12 protein-coding genes are annotated in these 13,791 nt (G+C 47.2%); 5 read left to right on the top strand and 7 right to left on the bottom strand.

What is annotated here, in order from left to right; translation table 11 throughout:
- Positions 1 to 89 precede the first annotated feature (89 nt).
- Entirely contained in the window at positions 90 to 1,256 is a 1,167-nt protein-coding gene (locus FD01_RS14340) for an acyltransferase (RefSeq protein ID WP_056964985.1), read from the bottom strand.
- Positions 1,257 to 1,426: 170 nt separating this feature from the next.
- On the opposite strand from FD01_RS14340, the gene FD01_RS14335 reads away from it, so the two are divergent.
- Complete coding sequence (locus FD01_RS14335; protein ID WP_054715280.1) at positions 1,427 to 2,365, top strand: DHH family phosphoesterase; 939 nt, start codon at positions 1,427 to 1,429, stop codon at positions 2,363 to 2,365.
- On the top strand, positions 2,362 to 2,832 hold the full coding sequence (locus tag FD01_RS14330; RefSeq protein ID WP_054715277.1) for a nucleoside 2-deoxyribosyltransferase: 471 nt from the start codon (positions 2,362 to 2,364) through the stop codon (positions 2,830 to 2,832). Before FD01_RS14335 ends, FD01_RS14330 begins: the two co-directional genes overlap by 4 nt.
- Positions 2,833 to 2,894: 62 nt before the next feature.
- On the opposite strand, the gene FD01_RS14325 is transcribed toward FD01_RS14330, so the two are convergent.
- Complete coding sequence (locus tag FD01_RS14325; protein WP_056964984.1) at positions 2,895 to 4,787, bottom strand: heavy metal translocating P-type ATPase; 1,893 nt, start codon at positions 4,785 to 4,787, stop codon at positions 2,895 to 2,897.
- A 155-nt stretch (positions 4,788 to 4,942) separates the two neighbouring features.
- Here FD01_RS14325 and FD01_RS14320 point away from each other — a divergent pair, with 155 nt between their 5' ends.
- Positions 4,943 to 5,653: an EAL domain-containing protein gene (locus FD01_RS14320; protein WP_056964982.1), complete on the top strand. Its 711-nt coding sequence runs from the start codon at positions 4,943 to 4,945 to the stop codon at positions 5,651 to 5,653.
- An 800-nt stretch (positions 5,654 to 6,453) separates the two neighbouring features.
- Here FD01_RS14320 and FD01_RS14315 read toward each other — a convergent pair.
- Positions 6,454 to 6,762, bottom strand: coding sequence for a metal-sulfur cluster assembly factor (locus tag FD01_RS14315; protein WP_225436224.1), 309 nt, complete (start codon positions 6,760 to 6,762; stop codon positions 6,454 to 6,456).
- 121 nt (positions 6,763 to 6,883) lie between these two features.
- Here FD01_RS14315 and FD01_RS14310 point away from each other — a divergent pair, with 121 nt between their 5' ends.
- Together FD01_RS14310 and FD01_RS14305 are read left to right on the top strand one after the other, a co-directional pair.
- On the top strand, positions 6,884 to 8,290 hold the full coding sequence (locus FD01_RS14310; RefSeq protein ID WP_056964978.1) for a C69 family dipeptidase: 1,407 nt from the start codon (positions 6,884 to 6,886) through the stop codon (positions 8,288 to 8,290).
- 574 nt (positions 8,291 to 8,864) lie between these two features.
- Positions 8,865 to 9,206 (top strand): bacteriocin immunity family protein, encoded by a 342-nt coding sequence (locus FD01_RS14305; protein ID WP_056964976.1) that lies wholly within the window; start codon positions 8,865 to 8,867, stop codon positions 9,204 to 9,206.
- 46 nt (positions 9,207 to 9,252) lie between these two features.
- Here the strand turns inward: FD01_RS14305 and FD01_RS14300 are convergent, their stop codons facing one another.
- From FD01_RS14300 to cls, 4 genes are all read right to left on the bottom strand, one after another.
- Positions 9,253 to 9,543: an iron-sulfur cluster assembly protein gene (locus FD01_RS14300; RefSeq protein WP_056964973.1), complete on the bottom strand. Its 291-nt coding sequence runs from the start codon at positions 9,541 to 9,543 to the stop codon at positions 9,253 to 9,255.
- 151 nt (positions 9,544 to 9,694) lie between these two features.
- Positions 9,695 to 10,570, bottom strand: coding sequence for a metal ABC transporter solute-binding protein, Zn/Mn family (locus FD01_RS14295; RefSeq protein WP_056964972.1), 876 nt, complete (start codon positions 10,568 to 10,570; stop codon positions 9,695 to 9,697).
- A gap of 112 nt (positions 10,571 to 10,682) precedes the next feature.
- Positions 10,683 to 11,798 (bottom strand): AI-2E family transporter, encoded by a 1,116-nt coding sequence (locus FD01_RS14290; RefSeq protein WP_056964970.1) that lies wholly within the window; start codon positions 11,796 to 11,798, stop codon positions 10,683 to 10,685.
- A 12-nt stretch (positions 11,799 to 11,810) separates the two neighbouring features.
- Positions 11,811 to 13,265: a cardiolipin synthase gene (gene cls, locus FD01_RS14285; RefSeq protein WP_056964969.1), complete on the bottom strand. Its 1,455-nt coding sequence runs from the start codon at positions 13,263 to 13,265 to the stop codon at positions 11,811 to 11,813.
- Positions 13,266 to 13,791: the final 526 nt, after the last annotated feature.

Below are 13,791 nucleotides of genomic sequence, written 5' to 3'. Positions count from 1 at the left end.
TCAACGAAAAATCAGTTAGTTCAAAAAATAATTCAAATATTTCAACACAGGCGTGCATCATGTTGATTGGTTCTCCACATTTCGCATGATTATTTACTTACATCTTCAAGGATTTGAGTTTTTACAGTTTTGCGGGGTAAATGCCATTGCGACCGTCCGATCAAAAAGCCAAACGGCGCGACGCGATAACAAAACCATGCCAACCCAAAACTAAGCGCAACCACACCAGCAAAACCCAAGGGTAACGCCCATAACAATTGATGGGCTGACCACCCAGTTTGAGCCAATCCCCAACGTAGCGCCAGCAAGGCGAGAGTTTGATTCAAATACATCCCAAAACTAACGGTCGCAATATTGTGGATCATTTTCGCTACCCAATGTCTCTCATGCACTGATCGCCAAACGGCAAAACGTTGACCCAACCAATACATGGTCAAAATCATCGCGGTATCATAAATCAACATGTAAGGTTGGTGTGGGGATAAGGCATGTCCGCTGCTTAAATTAAGCACGCGTTGATTAAACCAACGATAATAAATCACGGTGCCAAGGCCTAAACTGATCGTGATTGGCACCAACAAGCCTGCCACTTGATTCAACCAAGCCGTCACTGGTTGGTGATGCAACGCGACATACCCGCCGAGCACCACGTAAAACTGATACACGAACACATTGATCGAATATGCTTTAAACCAATACGGCCAATTGCTGGTATCCACACCCCACAAGCCATACTTGATCAAGGTGACCAAACTCAACTGGATCAAAAAGCTGATCACCACCAAGCGTAATTGATGGGCCTCAAAGCGATGAAATAACTTCACGATCAAAGGAAACAATAGGTACAGTTGCATCGTGATTAACAAATAGTACATATAGAAGTGATCGCCATGCAGGAGCATTTTCGACAATTGGGCCCAAGTGTCGTTGCCTTTGTTTAAGGCGATCATCAACCCTAACAGCAACGTGTTCCACATTAAATATGGCCACAAGACGCCGTTGTAGCGTTTCTTCAAAAATTTAGGCCAGTCATGTTTTTCATAATAAATCATCATCAATACCAAACCCGTCATGAACATGAACCCCATCCGCGAAAAATGCCCGACCATGCGAATGCTGCGCAAGGCATAATACGGGGTGTGCCAATGATGCGCCATCAGACTGGTGAATTGATTGATCGTATGGTTCCAAAGCACCCCGCAGATGAAGAAAGCACGCATGAAATCCACTTCATGTAAATAAGGTCGTTTTACCATAAGTTCCTCCTGAAACGACAAAAAGCGGGCACCTGATAAGGCTACCCGCAATTTCCCGATTTGATTGCATTCAATATAGCGAAACTGGCTTAAATAGAACTTAAACCAAAAACTTTTCATTCTAACCAATTTCCACTAAACTGAAAGAAACTAGTTTTGGAAAGGACCCTATGTTAACTGATTTGATCGCGGCGATCACCCAAGCCGATACCCTCATCATTCATCGCCATATCAATCCAGACCCGGATGCGTTTGGTTCGCAAATGGGCTTGAAAGCCTTGCTTCAACATCAATTTCCCCAAAAACAAGTCTTCGCAGTTGGGGAATCACAGCCAAATTTAAACTGGATCGGCACGCCTGATATAATCGCTGACACCACTTACCAAGATGCCTTGGTCATTGTGATCGATACTGCTAACACTGCACGCATTGCTGACTCACGATACACCACTGGCGATCAGCTGATGAAAATCGATCATCATCCGGATCGTGAACCTTTTGGCGATTTATCCTATGTGGATACGGATGCTTCAAGTAGTTCTGAAATCGTCGCTGATTTGGCCAAAGCTGCAGGTTGGGCGTTGACGCCTGAAGTCGCGCGGTGTTTATATGCTGGGATCTTGGGGGATACCGGACGCTTCATGTTCGATCTCACCACACCTAAAACCTTGCGCGTCGCCGCTGACCTGATGGCCCAAGGTATTGATGCGCCAGCCATTGCCCGCGCCGAAGATCAACTGACGCCGAACATGGCAAAGTTGATCGGTTATGCCTTGCAACATACTGAAGTCACCTCAGCTGGTGCTGGGAGTTTTATTTTATCCACAGAAATCCGCGAAAAATTCGACGTGCCGTTAGGTTTGGAACAACTGGCGGTGAATTATGTGGGTAAGTTGACCACCATCGATGCTTGGATCATGTTTACGGAACGTCCAGATGGTCAATATCGCTGTGAATTGCGCAGCAAACATCAGCCGATCAATCAAATCGCTGTGGCCTTTGGTGGCGGTGGACACCCACTCGCTTCCGGTGCGGTGGCCAAAGACTTAGCCACTTGCCAACAAATGATCACGACATTAGATGATTTATTAAAGGAGAACGTCAAATGAAAACCGCCTATTTAGCCGAAAGCTGGTTCAACCCAGATCAGATCCGTTTATTGGATGCAGCGACCCCAAAACTGCAAGCGAATCCGACACTTGATTGGAAAAACTCGTTCCGCCCGCAAGAACACGCCTATCAAAACTGGACCCCTGCCGATCATCCTGACATGTTTGCCAATCCAGAATGGCAAATGGCGACTTTTCGCGAAGACGTGTCTGGCATCAATGCTTCAGATATCGTCGTCGCGTTATATGACCCCACGCCTCAAAACTCCGATCCTGGCGTTTTATGGGAAGTCGGTTATGCTTACGGTTTGAGCAAACCAGTGATCTTGGTCTTACCAGATGACTGCCAAACGGATCTGAACTTAATGCCCGCCCTTGGTGCTACTGCTGTGATTTCTGTTAAGGACTTAGCCAGCTTCAACTTTGATCAACCTCATTTGCGTCATTTTGAAGGTAGCGTTTATTAACTTTGGGAAAACTCTCCCAAACAAAAAACTTTTCCCCAACTGTTGAGGAAAAGTTTTTTGTTTTAGGCTTGCTGTGCGGTCAACGCTTGGGCTTTTTTGCCACCGAAGCTGATCAAGCGCATCGCGTTGAAGATCACGACTAGAATCGAGGCTTCATGGACAAACATGCCACTGGCCATATAGATGAAGCCTGCGATCAAACCGATCAATAAGAATGCAACCACCGCAATGGCAATGGCAACATTTTCTCGGGTGTTCAACACCGTCTTTTTGGCTAAGCGATAAGCGTGATTCAACGCCGCAAAACTCGATTGCATCAACACGACATCAGAGGTTTCGATCGCCACATCAGTCCCAGAGCCCATCGCAATGCCAATATCAGCTGTCGCCAGAGATGGGGAATCATTGATTCCATCGCCAACAAAGGCAACGGTGCGGCCATCGGCTTTAAATTGTTGAACAAACGTGACTTTATCTTCTGGCATGAGTTCCGCATGCACTTCATCAATGCCTAATCGATTGGCAACATGTTCAGCCGTGGCTTGGTTATCCCCAGTTAACATCACCAAATGCTTAGCGCCAGCTTGCCGCAAGTTAGCAAGTTGATCTGCCATGCCTTCCCGAATTTGATCCGCGATGGCAAAAATACCTGCGATTTGATCATCAATGGCGACGATCACAGTCGATGCTCCGGCACTGGCGAGCTCGTGCAAGGAAGCGGCTTGTTCGTCCGTTAAATGCAAATCGTGAGCGGCGAGTAGTTTTGTATTCCCGGCGCAAACGTGATGGCCGTCAATGGTTGCGGCAATGCCTTGGCCTTTGATCGTATTGGAATCGGTGATGGTTAAACTTTGATAATCTTGACCTTGGTTGTCAGCATATTGCGTCAAAGCGCGACCCAACGGATGATCGGATAAGCTTTCAAGCGCAGCCGTTAAGCGAACCAGTTGATTTTCATCGTCTGTATAAGTTAACACTTGGTCGACTGCGGTTTTACCTGTGGTCAAGGTGCCAGTTTTATCAAAGACGAAGGTGTCGACTTTGGCAAAGGTATCCATCGCTTCGCCGCCTTTGACCAAGATCCCGCGCTTGGCGCCATTGCCGATTCCAGCAACATTAGACACCGGCGCGCCGATCACTAACGCCCCAGGGCAGCCGAGGACCAACACGGTGATCGCAGTCCGCAAGTCTTTGGTGAAAATGAAGACCAATGCTGCAAGGACTAAAACTGCCGGGGTATAGTACTGCGCGAAACGATCGATAAATTTTTCCGCATGGGACTTAGTGTCTTGCGCATCTTCAACTAATTCGACGATTTTAGCAAAAGTGGTATCATCGCCGACTTTGGTGGCTTCAACATCTAAAAAGCCATCGCTTAACATGGTACCAGAAAACACTTGATCTCCAACTTGTTTGGACACAGCACGCGATTCGCCAGTCACCGCAGCTTCATCGGCATAACCAGAACCGGAAACCACATTACCGTCAACTGGAATGGCGGCACCAGTTTTGACCCGGACGACATCCCCTTCATCGACATCATCGACATCGATTTCTTCAAGGCTACCGTCAGCTTGGACAACTTGGGCCGTAGTCGGCGCCATTTCAGTTAAGCTCTTGATGGATTCGCGCGTTTTGGACAAGGTCTTTTGTTCCAAAAAGTTCCCGAATAAGAATAAGAACGTGACGATCGCAGATTCATTGTATTCGCCGATCACAAACGCCCCGATCACTGCCAGCGTGACCAGAAATTCAATGGAGATCACTTTCACGCGAATCGCTTGGTAAGCGTGCATGGCAATCGGCATTACCGCGATAATTGACGCTATGGCCAAGACGACCGCGTAAATCGTTGGCTGACCTAAGAATTTGGCAGCATAGCCGATCACGATCAAAGCGGCGGATAACCAGGTGATCGTGGTTTGGTTTTTTTGTAAGAATTGTTGGAATTTCATGATGTGCTTTCCCCTTTCACTCATTGACAAGTTCATTGTATGGCGGAAGCTGAAATTAAAACTTGACGCACATCAAGTTTGATCAATTCATGATAAAAATTTACGCTTGACTCAATTGACCTTGAGTGCATCCACGCGGTATGATGGGATAGCTGATGCGTTCAGTCAGTCACTTCAAAGGGGAACAAGCAATGATCACCTTTTACGGTCAACCCAAATTTGCTAATATCGATAATGCGACCACTGCTAGCGGCTATGAACTTTTGATCCGCCAGCAAGTTGATGGTCGGTGGCTTTTGCCTGAAGATTTTACGGCGCTACCATCCGATCAATTCGAATATTTATTACGCAAAGCGTTACAGGCGATTCCATCAACGATCACACGCGTGTCCTTCAATTTGGAGCGGGTGCATTTTATTAATCCGGCATTTCTTGACATGGTGCAACACGTGCAAGCCGATACCGACGTGACGTTGACTGTTGAACTCACTGAACGCTACGATCCTAACATTGACAATTTGACCATCGTCCAAGCTGCCAAAGCTTTCTTTGATGCAGGCATTGAAGTGGTCGTCGATGACGTCGGCAGTGGCAATAACTTGCCCGGCTTAGTCGAAGCGCTGACACCATACGTGGTGGGCTACAAATTCGGGATTCAGAATTTACGCCCTTATGCCACTGACGCTGATTTACGCGACCGCCTAGGCTTTTGGGCCGAGCAAGCCGAACGCAAAGCAAAGCGCTTTGAAATCGCTGGCGTTGAATCTTTGGATGATGTTGAAAACACGCAAGCCATCCCCGCTTGTTCTGACATCCAAGGTTATTACTTCGGCCAACCGGTGCCACTGTGTACCGAAGATCTGTAAATGAACACAAAAGCTCAGACATCATGGTCTGAGCTTTTTTAATGCTGTCCGGCATCGTAAGTGTGGTTTTCATCTTCCAGTTAGTTATACCAATTGCCTAGCGGCCCGAAAACATGTGAGCTCCAGCGCCTTGGCGTCACTGCGGAAAGCTGGACAAGTTGCCGGTGCGGCCGGCGCCAGAGATTGGCCAAACCCAGGCCAATGCTCTTTTGCCTAGATTTGAAGCCAAGAAGAACGCTTATCTTCAAATCTGCCGGTGAAATCCGCGCGAACCGCCATAACCCGGCGCCTCACTTGATTTCACTCCCACAGGTAATTGTCCAATTTTCCTCCGTTCTGCCAAGCCGCTTCCGCTCACATATTTTCTAAGTTGGTATTACTAACTTACAGATTGAAATGTCTCACCACCGCGCTGTCAGCTCGTGTAATCGCAGATACACGTTGACATCATACGTTTCGTAGCCATCGGGCGTCAGTGGTCTAACGTAGTGGAAGTGATTTGAAATTGGGACGGAAGCTAGCCACCGGTACGTGGTGAGAGTGCTGTTGGTGGTTTACCACCTACAGCACTCCGCAGTCGGAGATCCGGCGAGTGGGGAGCGTAGCGAGACATCTCGGCTAGCTCCGCCGAGGACCCTCTCCACGTACCGGTGGCCAGCTGGAGTCCCAATTTCAAATCACTGAAACGGAGATAGACCACTGACACCTGATGGCGGACATGAAACACTTATGCTGCCGGACAGCGTTTGCCAAAAAATAGCCTGAACCTTTTTTGGCCAGACCATTTGCAATCATTATGTTTAGTGGATGCCTAGCATAATTTTGGCTTGGCGGGATAAGTTATCCACAGACCAGGCAGGTTCCCATACTAAATTGATTTTCACTTCGTTGACTTCTGGCATGCGCGACAAGACGCTATCTATGTCTTCAGATAACATGTCAGACAATGGACAGCCCATGATCGTCAACGTCATGGTCACCGTGCAGACGCCGTTATCAATGGCGACGTCATAAATTAAACCGAGGTCGACGACATCCACGCCAAGTTCCGGGTCGATCACTTGCTCCAGCGCCTCTAGTGCGTGATCTTTAAAGGTTTCATCCATCATGTCGTCCTCCATTTCATTAGGGTTATTATAGCCCGCAATCAGAATTTGCGCCACTGCCGACTTTTGCGCCGTCATTCAAAGGACTATAATAGACCCATCTTATACAAAGGGATGACCTGAATTGACTGAATATCATCACGGTTCTTGTACCACAGTATTAGTCGGCAAAAAAGCTTCCATCGACGGCTCCACCATGATTGCCCGCAACGAAGATGGCTTTGCGCCCTTAAACTTTGAAAAATTTGTTTTGGTGAAGCCTAAAGATCAACCTCGCCACTACCAAGCGAAGTTATCAAAATTCCACATCGAATTACCAGACGACCCAATGCGCTACACTTCAACGCCTGATGTTGAAAAAGAACACGGCATTTGGGCCGCAGCTGGCATCAACAGCGCCAACGTCGCCATGACTGCCACTGAAACCACTACGACCAACTCCCGTATTTTAGGCTTGGATCCATTGGTCAAAGATGGCTTAGGTGAAGAAGATATCACTGCCATCACCTTACCTTACATTCACTCCGCCCGCGAAGGGGTTGCCCGTTTAGGCGCCTTGCATGAAAAATATGGGACGTATGAAACTAACGGGATCGCCTTTTCTGATGAAGATGAAGTTTGGTATTTTGATACTATCGGCGGCCATCACTGGGCGGCAGTGCGCATTCCAGACGACGCGTATGTGATCGCGCCAAACCGGTTCAACATCGACTGGTTTGACTTTGATTCCGATGACACCATGTGCTCAGCGGATTTAAGGGATTTGATCGATCAAAATCATTTGAACCCTGATCGCAAAGGTTACAACTTGCGTCACATCTTTGGTTCTGCCAAACCAAAAGATACCCGCTACAACAACCCGCGCGCATGGTTTGGTCAAAAGTATCTCACCCCAGACGTGGAACAATCCCCAATCGATCAAGACTTGCCATTTATCTGCCACGCCAATCGTTTGATTTCCATTGAAGATGTCAAGTTCATCGAGTCTTCTCACTACCAAAACACCCCATATGATGTGTATGGTACCGGCACTGAAGCGCAAAAGAAGCAATTTCGGCCGATCGGCATCAACCGGAACCAAGAATTGCACATTTTGCAAATTCGTCCAGACGTTCCTGATGCCTTGAAAGGCGTGCACTGGTTAGCCTTTGGGCCAAATACCTTTAACGCGGTGGTGCCATTTTATGCCAATGTTGAAGACACACCGGCCGCTTATCGCGATACCACCACAGAATTTGATCCTGCAAACATGTACTGGTTGACCTACCTGCTGGCAACATTCGGCGATTACGATTTCGACTTATTCCAAGATCAAGAAGACTTGTTCGAAGAAAATTCTGTCGCCCAATGCCGCAAGTTGCAACACGAGGCTGACGCTGCCGCCGCTAATCAACAAAACTTGCCAGCTTACTTAACTGACATCAACCAAAAAATGGCTGACGCAGCTTTGAAGCAAGCTACTCACTTGTTAGGTGAAATGGTCAAATTATCCGCACCACGCATGGCGTTACAATTTACGTTGAACGACTAATTGAAGCTTAACGCCCACCGAAAAAAATCGGCGGGCGTTTTTTTGAATCGTGGTTTTCATTTCGCACTCACGAAATCATCATTGTCATGTCATGCTACTAAATCATTGTCATGATACACAAACTGAAGCAGAAAGTTTAATACGGTTGGTAAATCTGGACCTTGTGAGGTGGTGCCTATGCACCTTTTCCAAACTCTCGGGAAAGAAGGAACCATTTTGTGAGCGTAGATGCGGCGTTGGTTATCACGTTAACCTTTGGGGTCTTGTTAATAGATCTCATTGGGTTGATGATCAAACTCATCGAATTCGTAGACAAACAAAAAAACCGTCAGTAAACTCTTGGCCGAGTCTGACGGTCTATAGCGTCATATGAATGCCAGCCGTCTTTAACGGTCTGCTTGGAGGTTGTGTTAGCGCACAGCCTCTTTTTGATGACTTTATTATAGCATGTCGGGACACGCAATCACAATCAAAAAAATCGAGAGTCTGGTTAGCTAACACTTTCGTCACTTCCCTCGACAGCATTCGACATCAAGCATACACTATGGGTGCACTTGAACATGGAGGGGTCAAAATGAAAAAAAACGAGCAAGCGTTATACGAGTTGATTGATGCGGCGTATCCAGAGCATGGGAACTTTGAATGGATCGATGCTTATAACCAGATTTTGTTGAAGTACGCCAAAGCCTTGAATGACGGGGAATCGATTGAAAAAGTGCGCGTGCCAATGTATATCGAATTGTACCAATTACCTTATTTCCGCCCGATGACGCTATCGCCTGCTGGTCGGGCCCTGTACGGCAAGTTGCATCAAGATTGCCATGACTACGATGCCAAGCAGCTACGTGAAAAAGCCTTAGCCTATGGCATCATCATGGCAGCTGGCACTTGGGGCGCAAGCTTTGGTGGGAATTAAAAATGGTTCTGTTCGCAAATAGATTGCGAGCAGAACCATTTTTAATTTACCAATTTAACATTTCACGAATTTTCATGACCAAGCGCACTGGCGGCCACACCATATCGATGGCCACGCGTTGCACCCCATCGAGGCGCTCTAAGACGCGCGCGATTTCTTCACCAGTCGATTCTGCTAAGGGATTGCCCCATACCGATTCCGGCATAGTGACGATACAATTGCCATCAGCGTCCACTTCAACGTGGTTGATCAGCCCTAAGCGGACCACATCCACCCCTTGAACCGGTTCGATGACACTGCGTAACACGGCACGTGCTTGTTTGGTAATATCAATCATGTGCTCAGCTCCCTTCTCTGTACAATAATTATTATACCGCTTCGGGAACGTTTTCTCATGTACGAAAACGATAAGTCTTCTCAGAAACTTCTTATTGCAACATGCCATGACTTAATATTTAGTATCTTATTATTTTTATCTCAGTAAAAATCTATTTTTCTAATAGTTTTATCAGACTCCGATATTGACTCAGTTGCCATTGCAAGTAGGTTTGCTTGCGCGGCATTGTTTCAGTGACTTTGAGGATCGGTACGTCGTTGTCCTTGGCCTGTTGCACCAAATTGCTGACGACTTTGCTTTGTACTTGTTTGTTGATCACTACAAAGGCGACTTGGTGTTGTTTCAACAACTTAGAATTCTTGCGAATATCTGCCGGCGTCGGGTCGCTACCTTCCTCGATTGCCTGGGCAAAATGTCGATCTGCGACTGATACGCCTATGGCCGTGAGCGCATTGTTAAACACCGGTTCAGAGACGATCGCTGATTGCCCGCGGCTTAAGGTTTTTAATTGGGCCACGGCTTGGTCTAAAGGTTTGAGGCTTTCAATGTAGTGCTTGGCGTTACGTCGATAAGCTGCTTGATGTTGAGGATCGCGCTTGCCAAACTGTTTGGCTAACGCATTGGCCATCAGTTTCATGGCTTGGGGTTTGTACCAAATATGTTCATTTTCACCATTCTTCACGCCGACGACTTTAGCTGCCGTGATCATCGGGGTGTCGGGCTGAGCCTTGGCGAGTTTGGTCATCCAGGCATCATAGCCAGCGCCATTTGCGATCACGATATCGGCTTTGGCGACGGTTTTGCCAATTTGAGTGGTCGGTTCATAATCATGGGGATCGACATTAGGATCGTTGATCACTGAAGTTACCGTGCCATGTTTGCCTAAAACTTGTTGCGCGACTTCCCCATAAAAATCGACACTGGCTACTACATGGATTTTTTCATTTGCCGCATGGGCTTGACTACAACCTGTCAACAACAAGATCAAACCGAACAAAACCACGACGAGATAATTGCGTTTGTGCATCTGTATCCTCCAAATTTTAAATCGTAACTATTACGATTTAAAATCATAACAAACTCATTTATGAATTGCAAACAAAAACTGCCTCACGAGAATTTCGCGAAGCAGTTCAGGCTCAAACTTGTTGTTCTTTCTGCAAAGTCGCGTTTTTAACCAAGCGATATATTGTCGCGGTTAATGGCACCCCGATCAAAATGCCTAAGATCCCGGCTAAACCCGACCCAATGGTGATGGCCACCAACACTAAGATACCCGGCAAGCCAATTGACCCACCGACTACGCGCGGATAAATCAAGTTGCCTTCCAGCTGTTGTTGGATCACCAAGTACACCACAAAAGCCAAGCCTTGCATCGGATTGGCCACAGCGATCAACACAAAGCCGATTGCCCCACCCATAAAGGCACCAAACATTGGGATCAAGGTGGTCATCCCCACTAATACGCCGATGGAAATGGCATTGGGAAAGCGGAAAATCGACATGCCGATCACAGACATCGTGCCAACGATGGTCGCTTCAGTCACTTGCCCCACGATAAAATGTGAAAACATATCATCCGCCACCCGCAACACATAACGCGTGTAGGCTAAGGGCTTTGCTGGGACAAAGGCATTCAACACCCGGTTTAAGTGCGAGCCGATGCGTTCTTTCCCACCGACTAAATACAAGGCAAACGCAAAAGCTAAAATAAATGAGAAGATCCCGCCAGCTAAGTTGGTGAAAATCGATACTGAACAGGAAAAAATTCCGGTAATGCCAGAGGTCAAAAATTTCAGCGCCTTTTGTTGCAAATCAGACCAGTCGATTTTGGCAGCGGCGAGTTGTTTGGTCAAGGCATTGGCTTGTTGCGATTTGGCCAACCACTCATTGATCAAGTTGATCGTATGCGGCAAGCTCGTAAAGAAATTGGTCAACGCTGTGATAAATTGCGGGATCACCAACCACATCACAAAGCCGATCAATACCGCCACCACGATCACAGAGCTCAACAACGCCAGCGGCCGGCGAAATCCTACCGCCAGTCGCGTCGTGGCACGCGGCCATAAGCGCTTTTCAATGCGGACGCACACCAGATTCAACACATAAGCGAAGGCGGCGCCTAAAATCAGCGGCTTGGCAATGGCCAATAAATCGGTCAAGGCGCCAAATAATTGTGCGGGATAAATCAACCCGATCAAAAATAGCGCACCGATCACGGCAATGCGAATCGCTTGTTTTCGATTGATGCTCATTTTGATTGCCTCCTACAGAATTGGGGATAACAGCCGCGAAAAGGCTTGTTTGAACCGTAGCCATAACGACATATTGTGAAAATCTTCTGACGTGATCAAGGTGCTGTCCTCAATATCATCCATAAAGATCTTATGGAGTTCTAGCGCCACTTGCGAGTTGTAAATAAAAGCGTTGGCTTCAAAATTCAACTTGAAACTACGAAAGTCCATGTTGGCAGACCCGATCGACGAAATCGTATCATCGATGGTCACCACTTTAGCATGCAAGAACCCTTTTTGATAAAAATAGATCTTCGCGCCATCATCAGCCAATAAATGCGCATAATATTGCGTCGCGCGGTACACGAAAGCGTGATCTGGCATATGCGGTACCATGATGCGCACGTCAACGCCTGAGTGAATCGCACTGCGCAAAGCATTGATGACGGAATCATCTGGGATCAAGTAAGGGGTTTGAATATAAAGGTGTTCGCGCGCTGAGTTGATCAAGCGCAAATAACCGAGCTTGATTTGCTCCAAATCACCCGTCGGCCCGCTGGTGACGATTTGGAGCATCGTGTCCCCCAAACCTTCATCGACTTTAGGAAAATGCGTTTGATTGACATCCAGTTTGTGGCTGGTGACGGTGGCATCCCAATCTTGAATGAGGTGTTGTTGCAACGCCAACACGCCATCGCCCACGAGTTTCAAATGGGTATCGCGCCAATAGCCGAATTTTTTATCGCGGCCAACATATTGATCCCCGACGTTAAAGCCGCCGATATAGCCGACCCAACCATCGATTGCGACGATTTTTCTGTGGTTGCGGAAATTCAAACGAAAATCAAATAAGTTCGAGTGGATCCCTAAGAAGGGTTCTGCATACCCGCCTGCTTCACGCAATGGATCGAAGAATTCTGGTTTGGCGCCCATCGAGCCCCAAGAATCATACAACACGCGCACATCGACACCTTCTCGGGCCTTGGCCGTCATGGTGTTCAACAGTTCTGCCCCGAGTTGATCGGCATAAAAGGTGTAAAACTCAACATACACATGATGTTGCGCCTCGCGGATTTCTTGTTGGATATCTTTGAACAGCGTCGGCCCATCGGTGAAAATCGCGGTTTCGTTGTTGGTGGTGACGAAACTGTTGTCGATGCCTTGAAATAAATTGACCAGATTTTTAACTGAAGCTTCAGTATGCGTGTCCGTCGCGCGATAAGGCGGGACCGCTTTTTGTTGAGCCTTCAGCGCATCGGTCAGTTCCGCATTGGGTTGCGCGCGGATCTTGTCCAACTGCCGATGCGTCAGCTTCCGCCCTAAAAAGGCGTACAGTAAAAATCCGACAATGGGTAAAAAATTAAGCACTAACAGCCAGGCCCAAGTTGCGGCAATATCGCGTTTTTCACGAAATACAGTGAACACTGCACCGATCGTGTTTAAGACAATGACCACTTCAATGATCACTTTAATGGTATTCCAGTTCATAAAACCGTCCTCCGATCCCTCTGTCTACTAAATTACCGCATGCTAGAGAGATTACAAGCCTAAATCTAACCACTAACTTTTTTTATGCAAACCTACTGTTGTCATCATTTGAAATTCACAAACGCTGTCCGGCATCGTAAGTGTGGTTTTCATCTTCCAGTTAGTTATACCAATTGCCTAGCGGCCCGAAAATATGTGAGCGAAAGCGTTTGGCGCCACTGCGGAAAATTGGACAAGTTTCCGGTGCGGCCGGCGCCAGCTTTCAAACAAAGACCGTTTGAGGAGCTTTTGCCTAGAATTTGAACCGAAGAAAACCACTTCGTTTCAAATTCTGCCGGTGAAATCTGCGCGAACCGCCATAAACCGGCGTTTCACTTGATTTCACTCCCACAGGCAATTGTCCAATTTTCCTCCGTTCTGCCAAGCCGCTTCCGCTCACATATTTTCTAGTTGGTATCACTAACTTACAGATTCAACACGCTTACGTGCACTCGTATTGCTGTACTTACGATTATTTAAACGTCGA

The sequence above is a fragment of the Lacticaseibacillus manihotivorans DSM 13343 = JCM 12514 genome (genome assembly GCF_001435035.1).
GTDB lineage: Bacteria > Bacillota > Bacilli > Lactobacillales > Lactobacillaceae > Lacticaseibacillus > Lacticaseibacillus manihotivorans.
The sequence above is the reverse complement of the archived record's forward strand: the minus strand, read 5'-3'. Positions and strand labels throughout refer to the sequence as shown.

Coding starts and splice junctions, on each gene's coding strand:
- FD01_RS14300 (WP_056964973.1), bottom strand. CDS start 9,543: ATGATTGATATTACCAAACAAGCACGTGCCGTGTTACGCAGTGTCATC.
- FD01_RS14340 (WP_056964985.1), bottom strand. CDS start 1,256: ATGGTAAAACGACCTTATTTACATGAAGTGGATTTCATGCGTGCTTTC.
- FD01_RS14315 (WP_225436224.1), bottom strand. CDS start 6,762: ATGATGGATGAAACCTTTAAAGATCACGCACTAGAGGCGCTGGAGCAA.
- cls (WP_056964969.1), bottom strand. CDS start 13,265: ATGAACTGGAATACCATTAAAGTGATCATTGAAGTGGTCATTGTCTTA.
- FD01_RS14325 (WP_056964984.1), bottom strand. CDS start 4,787: ATGAAATTCCAACAATTCTTACAAAAAAACCAAACCACGATCACCTGG.
- FD01_RS14335 (WP_054715280.1), top strand. CDS start 1,427: ATGTTAACTGATTTGATCGCGGCGATCACCCAAGCCGATACCCTCATC.
- FD01_RS14330 (WP_054715277.1), top strand. CDS start 2,362: ATGAAAACCGCCTATTTAGCCGAAAGCTGGTTCAACCCAGATCAGATC.
- FD01_RS14320 (WP_056964982.1), top strand. CDS start 4,943: ATGCGTTCAGTCAGTCACTTCAAAGGGGAACAAGCAATGATCACCTTT.
- FD01_RS14290 (WP_056964970.1), bottom strand. CDS start 11,798: ATGAGCATCAATCGAAAACAAGCGATTCGCATTGCCGTGATCGGTGCG.
- FD01_RS14305 (WP_056964976.1), top strand. CDS start 8,865: ATGAAAAAAAACGAGCAAGCGTTATACGAGTTGATTGATGCGGCGTAT.
- FD01_RS14295 (WP_056964972.1), bottom strand. CDS start 10,570: ATGCACAAACGCAATTATCTCGTCGTGGTTTTGTTCGGTTTGATCTTG.